At 33.9% G+C, this 24,593-nt stretch carries 18 protein-coding genes; 7 read left to right on the forward strand and 11 right to left on the reverse strand.

Translation table 11 applies throughout. The features are described 5' to 3' along the window. Positions 1-105: 105 nt before the first annotated feature. A complete protein-coding gene (locus AAC069_RS06625; RefSeq protein WP_339919696.1) occupies positions 106-1,458 on the forward strand; it encodes a DEAD/DEAH box helicase in 1,353 nt (450 codons plus the stop codon). A gap of 122 nt (positions 1,459-1,580) precedes the next feature. Here AAC069_RS06625 and AAC069_RS06630 read toward each other — a convergent pair whose 3' ends face one another. Continuing rightward, positions 1,581-2,696, reverse strand: coding sequence for a lactonase family protein (locus AAC069_RS06630; RefSeq protein ID WP_339919697.1), 1,116 nt, complete (start codon positions 2,694-2,696; stop codon positions 1,581-1,583). Between the two features lie 226 nt (positions 2,697-2,922). Here AAC069_RS06630 and AAC069_RS06635 point away from each other — a divergent pair, with 226 nt between their 5' ends. The 4 genes from AAC069_RS06635 to AAC069_RS06650 all read left to right on the forward strand — a co-directional run bounded on the left by AAC069_RS06635 (position 2,923) and on the right by AAC069_RS06650 (position 7,200). Next, positions 2,923-4,851, forward strand: coding sequence for a BatA and WFA domain-containing protein (locus AAC069_RS06635; RefSeq protein WP_339919698.1), 1,929 nt, complete (start codon positions 2,923-2,925; stop codon positions 4,849-4,851). Positions 4,852-4,897: 46 nt separating this feature from the next. After that, the gene (locus AAC069_RS06640; protein WP_339919699.1) at positions 4,898-6,151 is read left to right on the forward strand and encodes a dihydroorotase; all 1,254 of its coding nucleotides are present in this window, start codon (positions 4,898-4,900) and stop codon (positions 6,149-6,151) included. A gap of 9 nt (positions 6,152-6,160) precedes the next feature. Beyond that, a complete protein-coding gene (locus AAC069_RS06645) occupies positions 6,161-6,487 on the forward strand; it encodes a hypothetical protein (RefSeq protein ID WP_074723179.1) in 327 nt (108 codons plus the stop codon). A 74-nt stretch (positions 6,488-6,561) separates the two neighbouring features. After that, positions 6,562-7,200, forward strand: a complete 639-nt coding sequence (locus tag AAC069_RS06650; protein WP_339919700.1) for an alpha/beta hydrolase-fold protein — start codon at positions 6,562-6,564, stop codon at positions 7,198-7,200. Between the two features lie 40 nt (positions 7,201-7,240). Here the strand turns inward: AAC069_RS06650 and AAC069_RS06655 are convergent, their stop codons facing one another. Beyond that, positions 7,241-7,741 (reverse strand): hypothetical protein, encoded by a 501-nt coding sequence (locus tag AAC069_RS06655; protein ID WP_091090218.1) that lies wholly within the window; start codon positions 7,739-7,741, stop codon positions 7,241-7,243. A 12-nt stretch (positions 7,742-7,753) separates the two neighbouring features. Beyond that, entirely contained in the window at positions 7,754-8,518 is a 765-nt protein-coding gene (locus AAC069_RS06660; protein ID WP_339919703.1) for an MBL fold metallo-hydrolase, read from the reverse strand. Between the two features lie 96 nt (positions 8,519-8,614). Here AAC069_RS06660 and AAC069_RS06665 point away from each other — a divergent pair, with 96 nt between their 5' ends. Further along, positions 8,615-10,090 carry a TonB-dependent receptor gene (locus AAC069_RS06665; protein WP_339919704.1) on the forward strand — a complete coding sequence of 492 codons (1,476 nt, stop codon included), beginning with the start codon at positions 8,615-8,617 and terminating at the stop codon, positions 10,088-10,090. A gap of 86 nt (positions 10,091-10,176) precedes the next feature. Here AAC069_RS06665 and bcp read toward each other — a convergent pair whose 3' ends face one another. After that, complete coding sequence (gene bcp, locus AAC069_RS06670) at positions 10,177-10,635, reverse strand: thioredoxin-dependent thiol peroxidase (RefSeq protein ID WP_339919705.1); 459 nt, start codon at positions 10,633-10,635, stop codon at positions 10,177-10,179. A gap of 210 nt (positions 10,636-10,845) precedes the next feature. Between bcp and nth the strand changes: the two genes are divergently transcribed. After that, on the forward strand, positions 10,846-11,496 hold the full coding sequence (gene nth, locus AAC069_RS06675) for an endonuclease III (RefSeq protein WP_339919706.1): 651 nt from the start codon (positions 10,846-10,848) through the stop codon (positions 11,494-11,496). 286 nt (positions 11,497-11,782) lie between these two features. On the opposite strand, the gene AAC069_RS06680 is transcribed toward nth, so the two are convergent. The 7 genes from AAC069_RS06680 to AAC069_RS06710 all read right to left on the reverse strand — a co-directional run bounded on the left by AAC069_RS06680 (position 11,783) and on the right by AAC069_RS06710 (position 23,695). Next, complete coding sequence (locus tag AAC069_RS06680) at positions 11,783-12,367, reverse strand: sigma-70 family RNA polymerase sigma factor (RefSeq protein ID WP_339919707.1); 585 nt, start codon at positions 12,365-12,367, stop codon at positions 11,783-11,785. Between the two features lie 363 nt (positions 12,368-12,730). After that, positions 12,731-13,486: a glycoside hydrolase family 16 protein gene (locus tag AAC069_RS06685; RefSeq protein WP_339919708.1), complete on the reverse strand. Its 756-nt coding sequence runs from the start codon at positions 13,484-13,486 to the stop codon at positions 12,731-12,733. 3 nt (positions 13,487-13,489) lie between these two features. Next, entirely contained in the window at positions 13,490-15,796 is a 2,307-nt protein-coding gene (gene bglX, locus AAC069_RS06690) for a beta-glucosidase BglX (RefSeq protein WP_339919709.1), read from the reverse strand. Between the two features lie 75 nt (positions 15,797-15,871). Further along, positions 15,872-17,512 carry a glycoside hydrolase family 16 protein gene (locus AAC069_RS06695; protein ID WP_339919710.1) on the reverse strand — a complete coding sequence of 547 codons (1,641 nt, stop codon included), beginning with the start codon at positions 17,510-17,512 and terminating at the stop codon, positions 15,872-15,874. Positions 17,513-17,523: 11 nt separating this feature from the next. Then, positions 17,524-19,149 (reverse strand): hypothetical protein, encoded by a 1,626-nt coding sequence (locus AAC069_RS06700; protein WP_339919711.1) that lies wholly within the window; start codon positions 19,147-19,149, stop codon positions 17,524-17,526. Positions 19,150-19,160: 11 nt separating this feature from the next. Continuing rightward, the gene (locus AAC069_RS06705; protein WP_339919712.1) at positions 19,161-20,639 is read right to left on the reverse strand and encodes a RagB/SusD family nutrient uptake outer membrane protein; all 1,479 of its coding nucleotides are present in this window, start codon (positions 20,637-20,639) and stop codon (positions 19,161-19,163) included. An 11-nt stretch (positions 20,640-20,650) separates the two neighbouring features. Beyond that, complete coding sequence (locus tag AAC069_RS06710) at positions 20,651-23,695, reverse strand: TonB-dependent receptor (protein ID WP_339919713.1); 3,045 nt, start codon at positions 23,693-23,695, stop codon at positions 20,651-20,653. Between the last annotated feature and the right edge of the window lie 898 nt (positions 23,696-24,593).

Consider the following 24,593-nt stretch of genomic DNA (forward strand, 5'->3'; position numbering starts at 1 on the left):
TTAGCTATTAAAAACAGAAGCAGCTAAAGTGTAATTATAGGAGATTACCTCCCAATTAGCATCTTTACTTTCAAAAATTGTATCTTTGCACAAAATATACGTTTTATGACCACTTTCGAGCAATTCAATCTTCCAAAATCAGTCCAAAAAGCAATAGACGATCTAGGATTTACTACCCCTACTCCTATTCAGGAAAAAACTTTTTCTGTGATAATGTCAGGTCGTGATATGATGGGAATTGCCCAAACAGGAACTGGTAAAACATTTGCCTATTTATTGCCCTTATTAAAATTATACAAATTTCTTCCTGGACATACTCCAAAAATAGTAATCCTTGTCCCTACGCGTGAACTTGTAGTTCAAGTAGTAGAGGAAGTGGAAAAATTGACCAAATATATGTCGGTTCGTACCGTTGGTATTTTTGGTGGTGTTAATATCAATACCCAAAAAACAACGATATACCAAGGTTGCGACATTCTTGTAGGAACACCTGGAAGAATAATGGATTTAACATTAGACAATGTGATCCGTTTTGAAGAAATGCAAAAACTAGTTATCGATGAGTTTGACGAAATGTTGAATTTAGGGTTTCGTACTCAGTTGACAGCGATTTTGGCCATGATGCCTAAAAAACGTCAAAACATATTGTTTTCTGCAACTATGACAGATGAAGTAGATGCAATTTTAAATGACTATTTTGATTATCCGCAAGAGGTCACTCTTTCGGCTTCTGGAACACCATTAGAAAACATTCAGCAAGTCGCTTACAATGCACCTAATTTTAATACTAAAGTAAATCTATTGAAACACTTGTTACAAGAAAATGAAGACATGAGTCGTGTTTTAATTTTCGTAAATAACAAGAAAATTTCAGATATGCTTCATGTTCGTATCGATGAAGATTTTGCAGATCAATTTGGAGTAATTCACTCTAATAAATCACAAAATTACCGTTTGAGTACGATGGCTTCTTTCCAAGAAGGAAATCTACGCGGACTTATTACTACAGATATTATGGCTAGGGGATTAGATATTTCTAATATTACCCATGTTATCAACTTCGAAATGCCAGCGATGCCAGAATTATACATGCACCGTATAGGTAGAACTGGGCGTGCTGATAAATCTGGAAAAGCAATTAGTTTTATTGCTCCTAGAGAAGAAGAAGCAAAAGTGGAAATTGAGGTCTTAATGAATATGGAATTACCTATTGAAGCATTCCCTGAAGAGGTGGAGGTTTCAGCAAAGTTAATTGAACCAGAAAAAGAAAGACAAGTCGTTAAGTTCTTAATGAAAAAGAAAACGCTTGATGGCGATGGAGCTTTTCAAGAAAAAAGTAAAAAGAATAAGAAAGTCAATTTGGGAGGACCAGGTGTCACCAAGAAAAAAACGCATGGATCTGTCAATCGTAATATGTTAAAAACGAGAGACAAGAAAAGGAAAGATAAGAATAAATAGGACTTTTAAAAATCCATAAGTCGAAAGACTAAAAACAAAAAAAGGCTAGAAATGATTTTCATTTCTAGCCTTTTTCTTATGAGCAAACACAAATTTACACAAATTTTTATGAAAATTGAATACTAATTATTTTCAGTAAAAACCAAACATACCGGAGCACACAACTCTATTTTTTTTCCAGTGTTAGTTAGTGCGCCAGTAGTACTATCTCTTTTAAATATGACAATGTCATTCGTATATTGATGTGCTACTAAAAGAAATTTTCCAGTTGGATCAATTGCAAAATTTCTTGGCCCTTTACCCAGCGAACTAACCTGTCCTTTCGATTCTAATTTTCCGTTTTTTAAGATCTTAAAAATTGAAATAGTATTCGCTTCCCCACGGTTTGAAGCATATAAAAATTTACCATCAGGAGAAATATGTATGTCGGCTCCAGTGAAACTTCCTTTAAAATCTTTGGCTAAAATAGTAGTTTGACCCACTTTTTTCAAGTTTCCTTTCGAGTAACAAAAGACCGTCAAACCTCCAGTAAGTTCTTGTAATAGATAGACATACTTCCCATTTTTACTAAAAGTTAAATGTCTTGGACCACTTCCTGATTCTACAACAAAGCTATCTTTTACTTTTAACGCTGCTGCACTTGCATTTGGATTGTACTCATACGAATACACCTTGTCATTCCCTAAATCATTCGATAAAACAAACTTTTTGTCTGGAGAAAATTGAACCATATGAACGTGCGGTCCTTCTTGTCTACTAGCGTTACTTCCTTTACCGTAGTGTTGAACTACTTGTTTTGCTTCGCCAATACTTCCGTCGCGACTTTTACCAAAAACTCCAATGTTTCCGCCAGAATAATTAGCTACAATTACATTTTTATCATCATTAATAATATAACAAGGATCTGCCCCCATAGACTTCTGTGAATTTATAAAATCTAATTTACCACTACTTGGCGCATAAGCAAAAGAGCTTACTTTACTTTCATTACCATTCTCATTTACAGAATATACAAACTTACTATCTGCAGAAACAGTTAAATAACTTGGGTTTACAGTGTTTTCAGAAGCATTTTTAAAGTTGAAATCACCCGTTTTTACATCAAAATCATAAACATAAATCCCTTTGCTTTCACATCCCTTTGTATAAGTACCTATAACCAAATTGAATTTATTGTCTTGTGCTTGAATACTGCAGCACATTAAAGCTAACAGAAGTGTAGTAATTTGTTTTTTCATTTTCGTAAATTATATTTAAAAGCTAAAATACATAATATATCGCAGTCTGTTTACAGCTGTGAAAAAATATAAAGTTCATTAAAATTTGATTTGTTATAAATAAAAAAGAAAATTGAGTCTGCAATAAAAAATTTAAACATTAGCGTCTTGCAACTGTTAACAAATTTGTATTTTTGGTTGCAACTTCATTGAGAATTTAATCCAATGCAGTAAACTCGACGTAAGAATGCATTTTAAACATCCTGAAATTTTATACTTTCTCTTCCTTTTGATCGTACCAATTTTGGTTCATTTATTTCAATTTCGCCGTTTTAAAAAAGAATACTTCACTAATGTTCGATTCCTATCAGCGCTATCAGTGCAAACCAGAAAAAGTTCTAAAATAAAAAAATGGCTGCTTCTTAGCTGCCGATTATTATTGATTTCTTGTATAGTAGTCGCTTTTGCCCAACCTTTTTTTGAAGCAAAAGACAAAGAGAATGCAACAAATGAGATGTATATTATTTTAGACAATTCATTTAGTATGCAGGCCAAGGGAAAAAAAGGAGAATTATTAAAACGGGCCGTTCAGGAATTACTTGAAGACACTCCGGAAAACAGTACTTTTTCGTTACTGACTAATTCTGAAAATTTTTGGGACACTGATATCAAATCAATTCGTAGCTCCCTCCAAAATCTGAAATACAGTGCCTCGCCATTTCAGTTGGATCACATTATGGCAAAAATTAAAGCACATAAATCCGCATTTAAAAAAGACATCATTATTATTACAGATGCAGTAGGCCTTACTGAAAAACAACTTAAAAACAGGGATAAAAATGATGTCACTTATTTTATAATCCCAAGAGCAGAACAAAAAAATAACACTTCAATCGATAGTGTGTACATTAATGAAATATCTGATGACTTCTATGATATAACAGTTGAATTGTCGCATTACGGCACTGATTTCAAAGGGGTTCCAATAGCGGTTTACAATCAAACCAAACTAGTCGCAAAAACGGCTGTTAACTTTGAAACTAAAAGGAAGAGCATCAATTTTACTATTCCAAAACAACCATTTCACGGTTATGTCTCTATCACAGATAATGGTCTTGCCTACGACAATACTTTATATTTCACGATTTCCAAAATAAAAAAAACCAATATTATTAGCATTGGAGAACCCGAAAAAAGCAACTTCCTAAGTCGGATTTATACGGATAATGAGTTCAATTTTGTCAATTCGACTATTCGCATATTAGATTACAATAACATTGAAAAACAAGATGTAATTATATTAAATGAACTCGATGATATTCCGCAAGCGTTACAAACTACTTTACGATCTTTTGTAGAAAAGGGCGGTAGTCTTGTCGTTATTCCTTCAGATAAAGATACATCAGTAAACTTAAACCAGTTTCTCGGAAATTTTGGAGCCATCCAATTTAAACCTTTTGAAAATGTAGAGAAATTGATCACTAAAATCAATTTCAATCATCCGTTGTTTAAAGCTGTTTTTGAAAACAGAATTACTAATTTCCAATATCCGAAAACAAACGGTTCCTTTACAATATCCAATACAAATCCGGCAGCGCTATATAATGACGATCAAAGTACTTTCTTAACTGCATTACCAAATGCACTTTCTACCGTGTATGTTTTTTCGGCTCCAATAAATACTGCAAATTCAAATTTCCAACAGTCTCCTCTTATCGTTCCCACTTTTTATAAAATGGCAATGAACAACCAGCCAAAAGGTATAAATGCATTTACGATTGGAAACACAAATCCTTTTCTTGTTGATGTTGCACTATCGAAAGATGCGGTTTTAACCGTTACCAATTCAGCGGAAAGTTTTATACCGATTCAACGAATCATAAATGACAAGGTGAAATTAACTTTTAATGATTATCCAGAAGAAGCGGGTAATTACGGAATCTACAACCAAAAAGAACTTTTAGAAAACATTAGTTTTAACTACGACAGAACAGAAAGTGATCTTAGCGCAGTCAATGAAAACGTACTTTCTGAGTATAAAATAATTGATTCCGTGGCAAATGCATTTGATACTTTACAAACCAACCGTTTGGACAATCAAATTTGGAAATGGTTTGTTATCTTTGCACTGCTCTTTCTAGTCACTGAAATGGCAATCATACGATTCATGAAATAAATTATTTGTTTTTAGAATCTAGAATTAAAAAAAACAGTCTCTATATATGAAATTTATCCTCCGAGAAGCAAAAATTATCGATTCAAACAGTCCTTTTCACAATCAGACAGTAGATATTTTAGTTGTAGATGGTATTATAAAAAAAATAGCTACTTCCCTTCCCAATACAGATAAAGCCGAAGAAGTAAAACTCGATAATCTCCACGTATCACAAGGATGGTTTGACAGTAGCGTTTCACTGGGAGAACCGGGTTATGAAGATAGAGAAACCATTGCAAATGGATTAAGTGTTGCCGCAAAAAGTGGTTTTACCGCTATCGCTTTACAACCCAACTCCTTCCCTATTATAGACAATCAATCCCAAGTTAACTTTGTTCAGAATAAAGCAATTGGAAGCGCTACACAGCTTTTCCCAATTGGTGCTTTGACAAAAGGAAGTGAAGGAAAAGATATGGCGGAACTATTTGATATGACTAACTGCGGAGCGGTTGCCTTTGGTGATTATAATAAAAGTCAAGACAATGCTAATTTGCTCAAAATAGCGTTGCAATATGTTCAGGATTTTGATGGCTTAGTGATAGTATTTCCTCAAGACGAAAAAATAAAAGGACAAGGCGTGGTTAATGAAGGTATTGTTTCAACTCGGTTAGGGTTAAAAGGAATTCCAAATCTAGCTGAAGAACTACAAATTGCCAGAAATTTATTTTTATTAGAATATACTGGAGGTAAGTTGCACATCCCAACTGTTTCTACTGCAAAATCAGTTCAATTAATTAAAGATGCCAAATCAAAAGGACTGCAGGTTAGCTGTAGCGCCGCCGTACATCATTTAGTAATGACGGATGAAAAACTGGAAGGTTTTGATACCCGATTTAAAGTTTCGCCTCCATTGCGTACCGAGAAAGACCGAAAAGCATTGCTCAAAGGAGTATTAGACAATACCATCGATATGATCACATCAGACCATAATCCTATGGATATTGAACATAAGAAAATGGAGTTTGATATGGCTAAAAATGGAACTATCGGACTGGAAAGTGCTTATGGTGCTTTGATGACTGTTTTACCACTAGAAAAAGTAATAGAAAAATTGACTTCAGGAAAAACAGTTTTTAGTATCGAAAGTCATCCTATTGCAGAAGGAGCTAAAGCAAACATGAGTTTATTCACACCAGAAGGAAAAGGTATTTTCTCCAAAGCTGCCATCTTATCAAAATCTAAAAACTCAGCATTTCTGGGAACGGAAACAAAAGGAAAAGTGTACGGAATCGTAAACCAAGGAAAATTAATATTAGCATAATCATACAATATGAATAATACCATTGAAAAAGGAAAAACAGCAGCTATTACCAGCTATATTTTAGGTATAGGCGTTTTTATTGCCATGTCCATGAACTCAGAAGATAAAAATACATTTGCTTCATTTCATATCCGTCAAGGACTGGGAATAACGCTTACTTTTATCTCACTAGGCTTAATTATTAGTAATTTTGACAGCCTGCTTATTTCCGCTCCAATGTGGATTTTCGTTTCAGTACTGTGGTCATATGGTATCTTCAGCGCCATAAAAGGAGAAACAAAACCGATGCCTTTATTGGGTGCATTATTCCAAAAATGGTTTTCAAGTATCTCCTAAATATTAATTTTAAAAATTCCTCAACTATGCCATAGTTTAAAACTTTGACATAGTTTTTTAAAACCATAAACAAAATGAATTCATCTTTACAATATCTCATTAGAGAACCAAAAATAAAATTAGACAAAAACCCACTTTTACTTCTACTTCACGGATACGGCAGCAATGCCGAAGATTTATTTTCATTTGCAAATGAACTTCCTGCTGAGTATTATGTAATATCTGCACAAGCACCTTATGACTTACAGTACGGTAGTTACGCCTGGTATGCCATCAATTTTGATGCAGACCAAAATAAATTTTCAGATAATGAACAAGCAAAATCTTCTAGAGATTTAATTGCTGGTTTCATCGATGAGTTAATTCTTAATTATCCGATTGATCCGAAAGCAGTTTCCTTGCTTGGCTTCAGCCAAGGAGCGATATTGAGTTACGCAATTGCCTTATCACATCCAGAAAAGATCAATAAAGTAATTGCTTTGAGCGGCTATATAAATGATGAGATTTTTGAAGATAATTACAAAAATAATGATCTATCAAAACTAAGTATATTTGCTTCCCATGGTGTCGTTGATCAAGTAATCCCAGTAAACTGGGCTCGCAAAACAACACCATTTTTAGATGCATTAGAAATAAAATCAGTCTATAAAGAATATCCTATTGGTCATGGAATATCGCCACAGATTTTTGCTGATTTCAAAAATTGGTTATAATACAAATAAAAAAAAGGTTCCAAATTTTGGAACCTTTTTTTTATTTCTGATACAATAAGGTTTGATTTACTTCAAATGAGATGCTTTCATCACTATTCACAAAATATTTGAGAAGCACTTCACCCCAAATTTCTCCATCACTATAATCAGCGATAATCCATCTGTGATTTAGAATTTTTACTTTATTGATGATAAATTTGTTAGCCCCTATTTGATCTTGGCCTACATAAGGATTCCCTTTTGGATTTGAATTATAATCCAATAATTTCTCCGTTACATAAGGAATTAATTCTTCATACTTAATCATTTTTTCCGCATCATCGGAGTCAAAATAATTTTGAGCGTTCTCATTTTTTTCTAAAGAAAAATAATTAGCATCAGTCAATTTAGCAGTAACTGAAGTCAAACTATCTTTTAATTTTTTAGTTGTTTTTTCATATCTGTTTTGTTCAAAAGCGACCTCACTACTATAAAAGCTGTAGGTAAAAACATTCATAAGAACCAGTATTATAAAGGCATAGAGCAGAAACGATTTTTTCATTTTAATTATTTATTATAGTGTAATTTCTAAATTATCATAAGCAAGGAAAACATTTTCAGGCAACTTTTTTTGTACCTCTTCATGAAAACCAAAGACATGACTAATATGTGTCAAATATGTTTTTTCAGGTTTTAGTAGCGCAATTAAATCCAAGGCTTCTTCTAAGTTTAAATGGGAGAAGTGCTGTTCTTCCCTTAGTACATTTATTACTAACACTTTTAAACCTTTAAGTTTATGAATTTCACTTTCATCAATTGTTTTCACGTCAGTAAGATAAGCAAAATCATCAATTCTATAGCCAAAAACTTGTAAATCACCATGCATTACATTTACAGGAATCGCAACTTTGCTTCCTATTTGAAATGGTTCATTATTGACAACAGCAATGGTTTTTACCGAAGGTGCACCCGGATATCTATTTTCTGTTCTAAAAATATAATCAAAACGTTCCTTAAGGTTATTAATCACCCGATGATGGGCATAAATAGGAATCTCTCCTTGTTTAAAATTAAACGGACGAATATCATCTAAACCGGAAGTATGGTCTGCATGTTCATGAGTAAATAGAATTCCATCTACTTTTTGACAATTAGACGCCAACATTTGCTGTCTAAAATCAGGACCGCAATCGATAACGTAGGAATGATCATCCCAACTAATCCAAACCGAAACACGCAGCCTTTTATCCTTAAAATCAATGCTTTTGCATACAGGATGATTACTCCCAATGACAGGAATTCCTTGTGATGTCCCGGTGCCTAAAAAATATACTTTCAATTGCTCTTTAATTTTTTTACAAAAATAGGATTAATTCTCTTTCATTAGAAACCTATTTAACTAACTTTGTATCATATTAGCCATATTTAAAATATAATGGATACAGAAATAAAACTAAAAGGTGACAAAGTCATCGCACAAATACCCTCAATAAAAGATAAAGCTCTACGTATAAATTTGAACGAAAATATATATGGAACCTTTGCCGAGATTGGTGCTGGACAAGAAACTGTAAGACATTTTTTTAGATCTGGAGGTTCATCCGGAACTATCGCAAAAGCAATGTCAGCCTATGACAAAGATTTTAGTGATTCTATATATGGTATAGAAAAAGATGGTCGGTATGTAACAGAAAACCGACTCAAGAGAATGATTACCATGGAAGGTGAGCTAATTGAAAAGCGATTGAGCAGAGAAAAACACCCTAATAAAATGTTTTTTAGTTATGCCAATACTGTTGCTACAATTGATTTCGCCAAACAATTTAAAGGCCACGGATGGGTAGGTATCCGTTACCAAATTGAGCCTGATGAAGACTATAACGAAATTATACTTCATATTCGTTTTAAAGAGACTGATGCTCGATTACAACAAGAAACACTTGGTATCCTTGGGGTGAACTTAATTTATGGTGCTTACTATAAATACAATGACCCTAAACGACTATTGCGTTATTTATATGATCATTTAGACAAAGACCAACTAGAAATAGATACCATAAATTTCTCAGGTCCTCGTTTTGCAGATGTAGACAATCGTTTGATGAGTTTACAATTAGTAAAAAACGGAATGACTGATGCCGTTATGTTTGATCCTCAAGGCCGAAACATACTTCCTGCAGCAATATTGTATAAAAAGAACATTCTTGCACTAAGAGGTAGTTTCCGTCCTGTTACGAAAGTAAACATGGACATGTATGAGAAATCATTGAAGATGTTTCTTGAAGAAAATAAAGTTGAGAAAGAAAATACACTAGTTGTTTTTGAAATTACATTATCAAATTTACGTTCCGACGGTGAAATTGACGAACGCGATTTCATGGACCGAGCTGAATTGCTTTGTTCACTGGGACAAACGGTAATGATTTCAAATTTCCAAGAATATTATAAAGTGGTTGAGTATTTTGCCAACTATACCAAAGCAAGAATGGGATTAGCCATGGGAGTAAATAACCTGGTTGATATTTTTGATGAAAAATACTATCGCCATTTAAGTGGAGGAATCTTGGAGGCTTTCGGTAAATTATTCTTCCGCGATATGAAGGTGTTTTTATATCCAATGCTTGATGAGAATGGGGATATCATTACTTCAGAAAATCTAAAAGTACATCCTAGAATGAAAGAATTGTACAAATTCTTCAAATTCAATGGAAAAGTAGTTGATATTGATGATTATGATCCTGCAATTTTGGAGGTGTTCTCAAGAGAGGTTTTAAAAATGATTAGCGACGGAAAACCAGGCTGGGAACCAATGCTTCCTTCCGGTATTGCTGAAATAATTAAAGAGCATAGCCTTTTTGGATACAATCCGACGAAAATTTTGAACGAAAATAATTTGAATACCGATTGCTAAGACAAACAATTTGGTCTATAAAATAAAAAAGCCAAGAAAGTAAATTTTACTTTCTTGGCTTTTTTATTTAGTAAAAATGATTACTTCTAAATCTCCTTTAGAATCTGGTCAGCATGAGCTTTAGTTTTCACTTTTTCGATTACTTCATCGATAACTCCATTTTCGTCAATTACAAAAGTGGTTCTGTGAATTCCATCGTATTCTTTTCCCATAAACTTTTTAGGCCCCCATACACCGAAAGCTTCAATTACTGATTTATCCTCATCTGCCAATAGCGGAAACGGGAAATCATATTTTTCTTTGAATTTAGCTTGTTGCGCTTGTGCATCGGCACTAACTCCTAGAAGCTCATAGTTATTCGCTTTAAAACGTTCAAAATTATCTCTAAGATCACAGGCTTCGGCCGTGCAACCTGGTGTACTTGCTTTTGGATAAAAGAAAACAACTAATTTTTTTCCTTTATAATCTCCTAATTTATGAGAATTACCGTCTTGGTCTAATCCTGAAAAATCAGGTGCTTTATCTCCTTTTTTTAATGTTGTCATATTTTTTTGTTTATACTCTATGAAATGCCCCAGATAGTAATGGAAAGCCCGGACTGAAAAACTGTTTTTTCTTGATTATAAAGCGCGACCGGCAGGAAGCTACTTTATCGACTTAGAAAAAAGGATTTTTAAAGGAGGACTTGTAATGAACAGCTGGATTAGGCACATCCTAAAATTTATATTATTTTTACAAGATATAAAAATACAAAAATGACTAAGCAAGAACGGGTAACATTTGTTATAAATACGTTAAAAGAATTATACCCAACCATTCCCATCCCTTTAGATCATAAGGACCCATATACTTTGTTGATCGCGGTGCTGCTCTCTGCGCAATGCACAGACGTACGAGTTAACCAAATTACGCCATTACTTTTTGCGAAAGCAGATAATCCGTACGACATGATAAAAATGTCTGTAGAGGAGATAAAAGCGATTATACGCCCTTGTGGGCTTTCGCCAATGAAGTCGAAAGGAATTCATGGCTTATCCCATATTTTAATTGATAAACACGGAGGTGAAGTGCCTCAAAGTTTCGAGTTTCTGGAAGAATTGCCTGCGGTAGGACATAAAACCGCGAGTGTGGTGATGTCTCAGGCTTTTGGTGTTCCGGCTTTCCCGGTAGACACGCATATTCACCGCTTAATGTATAGGTGGAATTTGACTAATGGTAAAAATGTGATTCAAACTGAAAAAGATGCGAAGCGAATTTTTCCAGAGGCAATATGGAACGATTTGCACTTGCAAATCATATGGTACGGAAGACAATATTCTCCTGCAAGAGGTTGGGACTTAGAAAAAGACATCATCACTAAAACGGTAGGAAGAAAAACGGTTTTAGATGGGTACTATAAAAAATAAATTTCACTAATTTGGAATACAAATTAGTGAAATTTATCAATTCAAGTTCCTCAATAGAACTTCATTTTTAAGCACTGAAACTAACTGTTGTCCTAGTTCGAAATAATTTCAAAACTATGATTATCAATTTCTATCATGCTTAATGCCTTTGAATAATTTAACAAAAAAGAAACGACTTCTTTTCGTGGTTTCATTGTCTTAGTGACTAATGATTTTTTAGAGTAGATTTTTGCCATGCTGTGATTAATTTGTTTTCATTAATAACGCAGCATATATCTATATATTGTTAATTAGTTAAAACTATTTGATGTTTGTCAATAACTTTCCTTAAGTTCATTAAAGCGTAACGCATTCTACCTAAGGACGTATTAATACTAACCCCTGTGATTTCAGAAATTTCTTTAAAACTCATATCCTGATACATACGCATCACTAAAACTTCCTTTTGGTCAAGAGGCAACTCTTCAATTAGTTTTTTTATGTCTCTTTCTACTTGATCAGAAATGATTTTATTTTCAATTGTAGGGGAATCATCTGACATGATCGAAAAAATGGAAAACTCCTCTGTTTCTCTGAATAAAGGCATTTTCTTATTTTTTCTAAAATGGTCAATAATAAGATTGTGTGAGATTCGCATAACCCAAGGTAAAAACTTACCCTCCTCGTTATATGAATTAGATTTTAACGTTTTGATTACTTTAATAAAAGTGTCTTGAAAAATATCATTTGAAATATCTCTATCGGAAATTTTAGAATAGATAAATCCGTAGATTCTTGATTCATGCCTTTTAATTAATATGGAAAGGGCTTCTTCATTACCTGCTACATAATTTTGTACCAATAAAGCGTCTGGGGGTTGTATATTAGCCATAGTTATACCTTTTAGTTTTTGTTTAAAATTTGGAGTAATTTTTTCTAAAAGTAGTTTTATGGTATAGGCTAATTTTTGTTTAATGTTAATTCAATACTCAAATTTAACAAATATTTACGCTAACAAACAAATAAAATTAAGAAAATTTAACAGCCTAAGCTTTAAAGTGTTAAAAACAAGGAGTTAAAGATTCCATTTAAACAGTTTTGCAGGATGCTGAAAAAACTTGAAGACCATTGCTGCCCGTAATTTTCATATATTAAAGACTGACAATTTAATATCAAAAAGATGAAAACACGCTAAAAACAAAAAAAGTAGCAAGTTTAAATTTACTTGCTACTTTTCTTACGGTGTCTCCTTTATTTATTGGTAAACTTTGATATAATCTACAGAAAAATCTTGCGGAAAAATAGAATCATCCACAGCCGGTCCTCCAAAATTTCCACCAATTGCTACATTAACAATAAAATAAAAAGGTTGATTGTAAGGCCAGATAGCTTCCGTTTTATGCTCTGGATTAAAAGTGTATACTAATTTACCATCGACAAAAAAATCTATTTTATCTTTAGACCAATCCATTGCGTAAATATGATAACCGTCCTCAATATCTTCAAACTTTGTTTTTTTTGTATTGATCGTATTTCCGTGACTGTCCTGTGTGTGTAAAGAAGTAAAAACCATATCGGGCTCTCTCCCTACATACTCTAAAATATCAATCTCTCCACATTTTGGCCAACCTACTTTATCAATATTAGATCCTAACATCCAGAAAGCTGGCCATATGCCATTCCCAACGGGTAGCTTTGCTTTTGCTTCAAAATAACCATATTGAAATTCTTTTTTCCCTTTGGTCGTGATTCGAGTAGAGGTATATTTACCCTCTTCTTTTTTAGCAGTGATTACAAGGTTTCCCTTTACGAATTTATGATTTTCATTAGTGTAAAGCTGTCTTTCACTATTCCCCCAACCACAATTAGGGCAACCATCTCCCAGTTCTACGTTCCAAATTTCCTTGTTTAAGTTTTTGCCATTGAAGTTTTCTTCCCAAACTAATTTTTTACCTTTTGGCTGGGCGAACGAAATCGAACATACCATTAGTAATATTAAGAATTTATTCATTTACTAGTTATTTAAATATTGAAAATCCCCTTCTAATGTTTCCACAGAACTTCCTCCTACAAACACTTTAAAATCACCTGCTTCAGCTTCCCATTTTGAATTAGCCGTAAAGAACTCAATTGTTTTTTTATTCATTATAAAAGACACTTTTTTGGATTCATTAGGTTGTAATTCAATCATTTCAAATCCTTTTAATTCTTTTACTGGACGTGTTACCGAAGCAAATAAATCACGGATATATAACTGAACTACTTCTTTTCCTGCGTATTTCCCCGTATTCTTTAATGTTACAGATACTTCCATTTGACCATTGTCTGAAAATGATTTTTGACTTAATTCTAAATTAGAGTATTCAAATTTAGAATAACTCAAACCATAACCAAATGGATACAAAGGCGTATTTTTCTCATCTATATAATGTGACCAAAAAACACTTTCTGGCTCATTCATCACAGGTCGACCTGTATTTTTATAATTGTAATAAATAGGTACTTGTCCAACATTTCTAGGAAAAGTCATAGGCAATTTTCCACTTGGATTGTAATCCCCGTACAATACTTGTGCGATAGCATTCCCACTTTGCGTTCCTAGTTGCCAAGCCTCAACAATAGCCGGAATATGCTCATCTGCCCAAGGAATGGCCAATGGTCGCCCATTGTTTAAAACCAAAACAATATTAGGATTCACTTTATACACTTCTTCCAACAATTCTTGTTGTACTCCAGGCAAACCAAGATCAGTTCTACTTCTGCCTTCTCCAGATTGCAAACCGTGTTCTCCTAAAGACATAATAACTACATCTGCACCTTTAGCAGCATTAATTGCTTCTACAAGTCCGCTTTTATCAGTCATGTTGATTTTAGTTTCCCAAACAAATTGAGTTCGACCTACAGCAACATCAGCTCCTTTTACATAAGATAAGCTGTTACTTTTATACTTTTTTAATCCTTCTAACAATGAAACCGCAGAATTATCATCGGCAGCTATTCTCCAACTTCCTAATGGGCTAGTTTTATCATTTGCCAATGCTCCTATAACCACTATTTTTTGACCTGATTGTTTAAGTGGTAAAAGTTCTTTTTCGTTTTTTAAGAGAACAATTGACTTTTTCGCCATTTCGAGAACTGCATCTTGAAAAGCAGGTTTCCCTACTGTTTCTTTTTCATAGTTCTCGTCGCAATACAAATACGGATTATCAAATAAACCCAACTCAAATTTCACTTTTAGAATTCTTCGAGCTGCATCATCAATTGTACTTTCTTTTACTTTTCCTTCTTTTACTAATTCCGCTAAATGTTCTACATAAGCACTAGATTCCATATCCATATCAGAACCTGCATTAATGGCTATCTCTGCAGCTTGTTTGCTGTCTTTTGCATAACCGTGTGCAATCATTTCGTTAATAGAGCCCCAGTCAGACACCACAAAACCATCAAACTTCCAATCGTCTTTTAAGATTTGTCTTTGTAGGTATTTATTTCCGGTAGCAGGAATTCCATTCAATTCGTTAAACGAATTCATAAACGTTCGCACTCCTGCATCAAGAGCCGCTTTGAAAGGAGGAAAAACAATGTTTTGCAAAGTAGATTCTCCTATATCAACAGTATTGTAATCACGACCTGATTCGGCGAAAGCGTAACCTGCAAAATGCTTGGCGCAAGCCAAAATTGTATTCTTAGCTTTTAGATCGTCTCCTTGAAAGCCTTGTACACGAGCAATTGCGATTTGACTTCCTAGATAAGGATCTTCTCCTGCTCCTTCCATCACACGTCCCCAACGGGCATCACGAGCAATATCCACCATGGGTGCAAATGTCCAGTTTAATCCAACAGAAGCTGCTTCTTCGGCCGCGACTGCTGCCGATTTTTTAATCTCCACTAAGTCCCAACTTGCTGCTTCAGCTAATGGAATAGGACTAATCGTTTTGTAACCATGAATCACATCAAATCCAAAAATTAATGGAATACCTAAACGGGTTTCTTCCACCGCAATTTTTTGTAACGCTCTAACGTCTTTTACTCCTTTGACATTCAACATCGAACCTACCAAACCATTTTTCAAGTCGGCATATTTTTTGGCGGCTTGCCCTTCTTTTGGAGTTGGTCCTGTAATTTCCCAAAAACCATTGTACTGGTTGAGTTGTCCTATTTTTTCTTCTAAAGTCATCAACTTTAAAATCGAATCTACCCTAGTTTCTAAAGGATTATCTTTCATATAAGAAACGGATGGTTTCATGATTTTATCACTACAAGCAACAACCGTAAGGCTGGCAGTAATGATTGTTAACATAAGTTTTAAATTATTTTTCATGGGTTCCTTTTTTTTTATATCAAAATTAAAAGGCCGGTAAAATCCGGCCTTTCAATCTGATAAATATATACCTAATTATTGATACACTCTTACGTAATCTATCTCCATTGAAGATTGAGTAAAGGCAGAGTCAACTGCTCCTCCAAAAGTTCCTCCCATGGCTACGTTCATTATCATGAAAAAATCTTTATTGAATGGCAAACTGCTACTATTTGCTACAGTGTGAAACAATACGTCATCAACATATAATTTTACTGATGCTGGACTCCAGATAGTTTTGTAAACATGAAATTCAGTAGAGGCGTTAGCAATTGTTTTAGTACTTCCATTTCCGTTACCACCAGAATTATTAGGGTAATGTAATGTTCCATGAATAACATTAGGCTCACTTCCTTTGTGTTCCATAATATCTATTTCTCCACAACCTGGCCAAGTATTAGTAGCGTAATCTGAACCTAACATCCAGATTGCTGGCCATGTTCCTGCACCTGCAGGCAATTTGGCTCTTACTTCTACCTTACCATAGGTGAACTTGTATTTACCTTCTGATTTTAATCGCGTTGAAGTATATCCACTTCCTACTTTTTTCGCAGTGATTTTTAAATTCCCACCAGAAACAATAACATTATCTGCACTACTAGTATAGGTTTGCAATTCGCTATTTCCCCAACCGCCAGCACCTAAGTCATAAGCCCATTTTGTAGCGTCAGGCGCTCCATCTGTATTAAACTCATCAAACCAAACTAATTTTGTATAATCAGTAACTGTTTGTGTTGGTTTAGTTGTTGTAAAAGTGTGATACCATGCAACTCCTGCGTCTCCACCCATGAGGCCTCTAACCACCATTCTGTTTTCAGTAATCGACAAAATTTCATACGTGCTTTGTCCAATATAATACCCCATAAAACCAGAATCAGCAATAGTCATTAATGTACCTCTTGTTTGAGTAGCCGCATTTGGGTTTTTTAAGATAACCGACTCAGATGGGCTTAGTGAAACTGATTTAGTTCCAGAAACTGTGTAATTCAAACAAGAATCTTCACTTCCTGATCCACCACCTACACTTAAGTACGATGCATTAAAGAAAGTTTTTCCTCCATTGTCTAAGTTAAATTTCAATTGACCTCCAACTAATGAGAAAGTCAATACATTATCATACAAACAACTACTACTTGCTGCTCCTGCTTTTTCAAAAGCGGCTGCTTGGTACCAAAAACCATAATAGTTTTGCGTTGCATCTGAACTGTTTGGTCCTACCCCTAAATGTCCTACTTCGGAAGCAGAAAAATACCATTTTTTTGAGGTACCTCCTGTTAACAAAGTAACTGCTTCATTATCACTAAAAGTACTTAACACCTTAACATCAACAGTTGTATTAGATGTTACTCCAGCTTTTCCTGAAGCAATTACGATAACCGTATAAGTATTAACACCTGTTTTTGTAAATCGTTTTTCAAATACACCGCTAGGTGCATTTTCAGTAGTACCGTCGCTAAAAACAAATTTATAAGAAATAGCATCATCTGCTTTTACGGTAAACTTTACTTTTCCTGTTCCATCACCATCTGGCATTGCTGTTGTTTTTCCAATCAACTCATAGGTAACAGTTAAATTAGTAGGGGAAGTTAATTCCCCAAAAGAATAATCATCTTTGGAACAATTGACCATCAATAGCAATGTAAAAATGGTAATTGTATTTATTAATATCTTTTTCATCTTTTATATTTTTAGTTGGATTGTTTAATGTCGTCAAAATAATAGCTTGTTCCAGTACCACTTACATTAAAGTCAGGAAACAATATTACTCTGTCATAGGCATTTGTCGTTTTAAATGCTGCAAAACTAGTAAGATCAAAGGTTAGTACTTGCCAAGAATTAGCAACAGTAGCAGTGGCTTCAACCTCTACAAAAACAGTTGGATTTCCATTTCCATCTTTTGGAGATGTTGACACTTCCATTTTCAATAATATTTTTGCTCCTGCTTTAGGTGACCAAACATTTACGTTTACTTTAGTTCCTTTAGAAAAATCAACTTTTGAATCTAAATTCAAACTTGCTCCTGCCCAAACTTGAGCTCCTGCAGTTTTTTCTATTTTAACCACTTTATTCGAAACATTATTTCCTGTTTTATCAGGATTTACCACTACAGAAACTGGGATACCACTAAAATCAGCAGCGCCAAAACCAGCCCATGGATAGGTCAAAGTAGTCGATTCAAAATCAATTGGCATTTCAATTAATGCAGTAGGAGTTTTATAGAAATAGATATTGTCAATAAACACACTTCCTGCTGCCCATGGTGTACCTACAAATTTCAATTGAAAAATATCAGCAACAGTTAACCCTTGACTTGTAAAGGCTGAAATTGGAATATCAATACTATTCCATTGATTAGCAACTAAGTTTTTTACTACTGGTTTTTCCCCATTAGTTTTGCTAATCAAAGACGTTTCTAGCTTTTGTAAATCTGCAGTCCAAACATCCATGTGGATGAAGTCCATTCCTGTTACATTAACAGTTTTACCATCAGCCAAAGCTATTCCTTGGTAACTCAACTTAATATAATTAAGCATTTTATCACCGTTCAAATCAAATTCTGCCCAGCTACTACCTTGACCCGCTTGTCCCCAATCTGGGAAGTAATCCGTTCCAGCAACATCTGTATATTTTGAACTGTAAATAGAAATCACATCTGATGCTTGTCTATTAGGAGGAGTCGCTGCAGAAGTGAAAGGCTTATTCACTACAGTTACTGTAAACACCTTAGTAAATTCGGTAGTTTTAACGGCAGCACTTTTAGAAACCACTCTGATGGTATAAACCCCAGCATTTTGGTAAGTATAAGAAAGTGACTCTCCATTATTAGCTGTTACTGGCTCTGGTTTCCCAGCTTCACCAAAATAAACATCGTAAAACAAAGCATAATCCGCCGTTGCTTTTACATTTACTTTTTTAGAAACTGACAAATCATTTTCAATAGTGACAACTAATTTTTCTGGCGCTTTAAAAGAAACAACCACTCTTTGAACTACTTCTGTTCTTTTACCGTTTAGAGTAGTTCCTATAATTTTGGCATCATAAATCCCTTCTTTATAAGTATGATCTACGGTTCCTCCCGCACTTACAGAAGCTAGAGTCGTAGTTCCATCTCCAAAATAGATTTCATATTGTGTAACACCTTCCCCACGAGGTAAAAAAGTTACTTTTCCGGTATTATCCTGAGTCACTGTGGTCAATGCTGAGATATTAGTTGGCGCTCCAAGAGTATCTAAATCAATCAGATCATTCTCTGTTGAGCAACTAAAAACTAGCGCAGCCACGACAAGACTTGTTATATATTTTATATTTTTCATGATATTGATTTTTAATAGTTAGGATTTTGTTTCCAGTTTCCACTAGAAAATTGAATTTCTTCAATTGGTATTGGAAACAATTCGTTTTTACCAGCAGTAAATCCAGGTATTTCTTTAGCCGCTTTACCAGTACGAACTAAATCAAAGAAACGGTGTCCTTCACCTACTAATTCCACTCTTCTTTCTGCCAAAATAAAATCAGTTAAAGCATCCCCTGAAGAAGAAATATCATGATTTAAATCTCCAAAAGCTCTTCTTCTTACTTGATTTAAGTATCCTCTTGCTTTTGCATCATCAAGTTTACCACGATTATAAGCTTCAGCCGCCATTAATAACACATCAGCATAACGAATGGCTCTGTAATTATTAGGATTAGTCAAATTCAAATCTCCTGCTGCTGAGGCACTTCTTTTTCTTGGAATGTATTTTCTATTAAAATAACCTGTGTCTTCATACCCTTTCCCGTAAGTTGCACCAGTTTTTAATCCCCAATCTTTCATGTCTAAAATGGCAACATCCTTACGCCTGTCACCTACTTCAAAAGCATTAACAATTTTAGATGTAGGTACATTAAAACTAAATCCTGAAGTAAATAAAGTTCCACTGTAATTTCTAGGTCCGTTAAAACCAACTGCTACATTTCCTTCACTACATTGAAGACAACCAAATCCAGCACCTTCCACATCTGTGTATTGTACTTCAAAAACTGATTCAAGACCGTTTTCACCTTCAGATTCAAATATTGAATTATAGTCTGCTACTAAAGAGTATTTTTGTAATCCAATAGCGCTATCAAAAGTGGTAGCCGCTTTTGCAAATTTATCTTGATATAAATACGCTTTTCCTAATAAAGCTAGTGCAGCTCCTTTAGTTGCTCTTCCTTTTTGTGAAGCAGTGGCATTTAAATTAGCCGAAGCGAAAACTAAATCAGCTTCAATTGCCGCATAAACATCTGCCACTGAAGAGCGGGCAATAGTTTTCTCATCTCCAATTTTGAAACGAGCATCTCCTTTTAATGGAATTCCACCAAACCATTTTACCAATTCGAATTGATAGTAAGCTCTTAAAAAACGAGCTTCAGCAATGATTTGTGTTTTACCCTCGAATGTCGTTTTATTTTGAAATTCTAAAATATAATTGGCTCTGCTTACACCTGAAAACATCCAATTCCAGATATCTCTCAAATTGCTATTTACTGGGGTATGAATCATGTCATCAATTTGTTGAAAACCGATAACATCTGTTTGACTTTCTCCACCTGCTAAAGTATTATCAGAAGCTATCTCCCCTAACATTACGTTTACATACGATGATTGAAGCGGATCATAAGCAGCTACTAAAGCATTTTCATAATCTGTTTTTGAATTGAAATAATTTTCAGAATCAATAGAGTAAACTGGGTCGCGATTAACAAAATCATCGCTACATGAAACAGTTAGCAACGAAAAGAGTGCTACTGCTGTAATTGATATATATATGTACTTTTTCATCTTAAGTTGAATTAGAAATTAATATTTAGACCTAACAAAAAGGTTCTAGGAACAGGATAAAAACCGTAATCGATTCCACCACCTATTGGGTTACCATTTGAAGCTCCTGGGTCAAAACCTTTGTATTTAGTGAAGGTGTACAAATTATTTACTCCAGCATATAAACGTAATTTTGTTATTTTGACGATTTCAGATACTTCAGGATTTAAAGTATATCCTAATTGAATGTTTTGGATTCTCAAGTACGATGCATCCTCTACAAAATAATCAGAGAAAACATTGTTAGCAGTCGCTCCAGTAGTTACTCTTGGAACAGAATTGCTAGTACCTTCTCCTGTCCATCTGTCCAAAACATAATTTAGACGATTTGCATCAGATAATGTTCTTTCATAGTTTCTTACCATATCATTCCCTATAGAAGCGAAAGTATAAGCAGCAAAATCAAGATTTTTATAATTCATTTGCAAATTGAATCCCATTGTTGCCGTTGGTATTGGATTTCCAATATTCGTTCTATCACTAGAATTAATAACACCATCATTATTTACATCCACAAAACGAATATCACCAGGAGCAGCGTTAGCACCTAAAGCTACTTGTGAAGGATGCGCATTAATTTCTGCTTGATTTTGAAAAACACCATCAGTTTTATATCCATAGAAATACCCAATTGGTAATCCTACTTGCATTCTAGACGGAGAGGGTTGTCCAACTCCAAAAGAGCCACCTTCAATAAATCCAGTACCGTTGTTCACTTCCAAAACTTCATTTTTCAAGAAAGTAACATTGTACCCTACACTCATATTAAAGTTTTTCGAAAATTCATTTTTATAATCTACAGAGAATTCAAGCCCAGAATTACGAACTGTACCTGCATTAACTGTAGGCGCAGAAGCTCCTGGAGCATAATTTCCTGTAATTCCTGAAACAGGAATATTAGGAATTAATAGATCCTTACGAGTATCAATAAAATAATCCGTTACAATAGAAACTTTATCATTGAATAGTTTTAAGTCCAATCCAACATCAAATTTTCTTGCCTCTTCCCATTTCAAATCAGGATTTGCAATTTGACCTGTTGCAGTACCATTAACCAAAGAACCGTCAAAAACATAGGTCGCTTCTCCAGATAATAAACTAACATAACCATTATTTGGTATTTGGTCATTTCCTAATGTACCATAACTAGCTCTCAATTTCATGAAATTGATTTTCTTGTCTTCACCAAAAAAGCCTTCATCTGAAATTACCCAACCCGCTGTAAAAGAAGGAAAGTAACCTACTTTATTACCTGTACCAAATTTTGTAGAAGCATCACGTCTTATCATCCCTGACAAAAGGTATTTCCCTTTGAAATCGTATTGCATTCTTCCAAAATAAGAAAGACGTCTTTCATCGTATGAGTAAGCGCTATTTGTTTTAGCATCTAATATTCCTGTGGTTAACGAAATATCAGCATAATCCCATGAATTATTAGGAACATCATATCCTGTAGCATACAAACCGCTACCCCATTCTTTAAAAATAGTGTTACCAATTGTGGTTACAAAATTGTGGTCAGCAATTTTCTTAGTATAGGTAGCAAAAGCATCAAATGAATAATTGTTATCATTTACTGCTCCTTGATTAACAGAACTTCTAACAACATCAAATACTTTTCCTCCGTAACTGATTTGTTTTGCAAAATCTCTTGATTTACTATTTGAACTATTAAATCCCATAGAACTAGACAATACCAAACCATCTACTAGTTTGTATTCTAATCCAAAGTTTCCGTTTAATTTTTTGAAATTGTAATCGTTATTCGTATTGGCAACTTGCGCCAATGGATTGATAATTTCATTTCCTAATCCTGTTGTGTTTGGTACTACTGTAAAATCACCATTCGCATTATAAGGACTCAATGTAGAAGGAATATTTAATGCATTAAACAAAACAGAACCTAATCCATTTTCACTTAACGTTTTACGGTTAAAATAAGTGTAAATTACATTGGTTTTCAGTTTTAATTTATCACTTACATCGGCATTTAAAGAGACTCTAGCAGTATTTCTTAAAAAACCAGATTTACTTTGACCTACGATTCCTTCTTGGTCTAAATGAGAACCACTTACTGCATACGTAACTTTATCAGAACCACCAGAAATAGATAAATCGTGATTGATGATAGGAACACCTTTACTGATAACTTCATTTTGCCAATTAGTACCTTTCCCTAAACCGCTTACATTACTATAAGGTAATACTTTACCACCATTTGCGTAGCTTTCATTAAGTAACAAAGCATATTCAGTAGCATTTAATAAATTTAATTTTCGAGAAGTTTCTTGAAAACCAGTATAGGTATTATAAGAGATTCTAGATTTCGAATTCTTTTTTCCAGTTTTGGTCGTTATTAAAATAACTCCATTGGCACCGATAGTACCGTATATTGCGGCTTGAGCATCTTTAAGAACTGTGATTGACTCAATATCATTAGGATTCAACAATCCTAATTCTCCAACATAACCATCAATAATAGTCGTCGGACGATTTTCACCATTTGTAGCGATACCACGGATTCTAATATCTAACGCAGCACCTGGGGAACCTGATTGTGTCGTAACATTCACACCCGAAACTGTTCCTTGTAAGGCTTGTTCAATTTTAACAGGCTTTAAAATTTCTAGTGTCTTACTGTCTACAACAGATACAGCACCGGTAATTTCTCTTCTTTTTTGACTACCATAACCAATAACAACAACTTCATCTAAAGTTTTAGCATCGTCTTGCATAAGGACACTCATATTATTATTACTAGCCGTTACTTTATATTCAAATGATTTATATCCAATAAAAGTAAAAACGACAACAGAACCTGATGGAATTCCTTTTAAAGAAAATTTACCATCAAAATCAGTTGAGACCCCTTTATTGGTGTTTTTAATTTGAACATTTACTCCTGGTATTGATAAACCAGAACTGTTTTCTTTTACAGTTCCTCCAATATCAAAACTTTGGGCGAAACCAAAAGTAGAGAGGAATAGAAAAATAATTAATAGATAATTCGACTTCATAATTTATGTTTTTTGTGAATTATAAAAATAAGACAGAAACAAAATAATCTGTTAAAAATTACCTTTACAAAAAACATACATCGCAAAAAAAACATAGATTTTTATCCATTTTGATAAAAACATACGAGTTTACTAAGGATTTATGAATGAGACATTCTCACATGATATAAAGGAAAATAGCTACTACAACGTGAATGTTGTGGTAATGTATAGTTTTATTATCCCTTTTTATTAGCAACTATACAATTCCAGTAATGAAAAAATAATCTATTCGATGAACTATCGACCAAAACACCACAAAACCAAAAAATATTAACAGTTTAAAATGAGCTTTGAATATCAATACGGCCCTAATAAAAATGGTTCTTTTTACATTTTAACCATCATTTCAGAATGAATCATCAAATGATTATATATTAAAATAATAATTGAAATATTAGGGTAAAATCATTTTCTACCTATCGAATTTATCGTCTTGGTGAAGCAGATGATCCAATTACACGCAAACAAATATTGATTAAACCAAAACCGATTTACATACCTAGCAAAGAATTACTTGGATCCAGTTTTGCATCAAGAGTATAATACTGAGAAGAAACGATTAAAGAATTAAGACATATAACCCCATCCACTATTTTAGGAATAGCTTAGGCATAAATCGTCACTTGTATTGGAATCGTTGCCCTTTCACATCTCCATTATTAACGGGAATTACATAATAAATCAGTTGTTTATCTATAGTATCATATTGGTTGTCTTAAGTAACACTACCTATTGTTATTTCATGACTATTTGACTTAATATATGCTTGCTATATATACCACCATAGATAAAATCAGATGCGGCATCAATTACTTAATTACTAATACTATACGCTTAGAAAACCCAAAAAGGACCA

The sequence above is a fragment of the uncultured Flavobacterium sp. genome, from assembly GCF_963974175.1.
Classification (GTDB): domain Bacteria; phylum Bacteroidota; class Bacteroidia; order Flavobacteriales; family Flavobacteriaceae; genus Flavobacterium.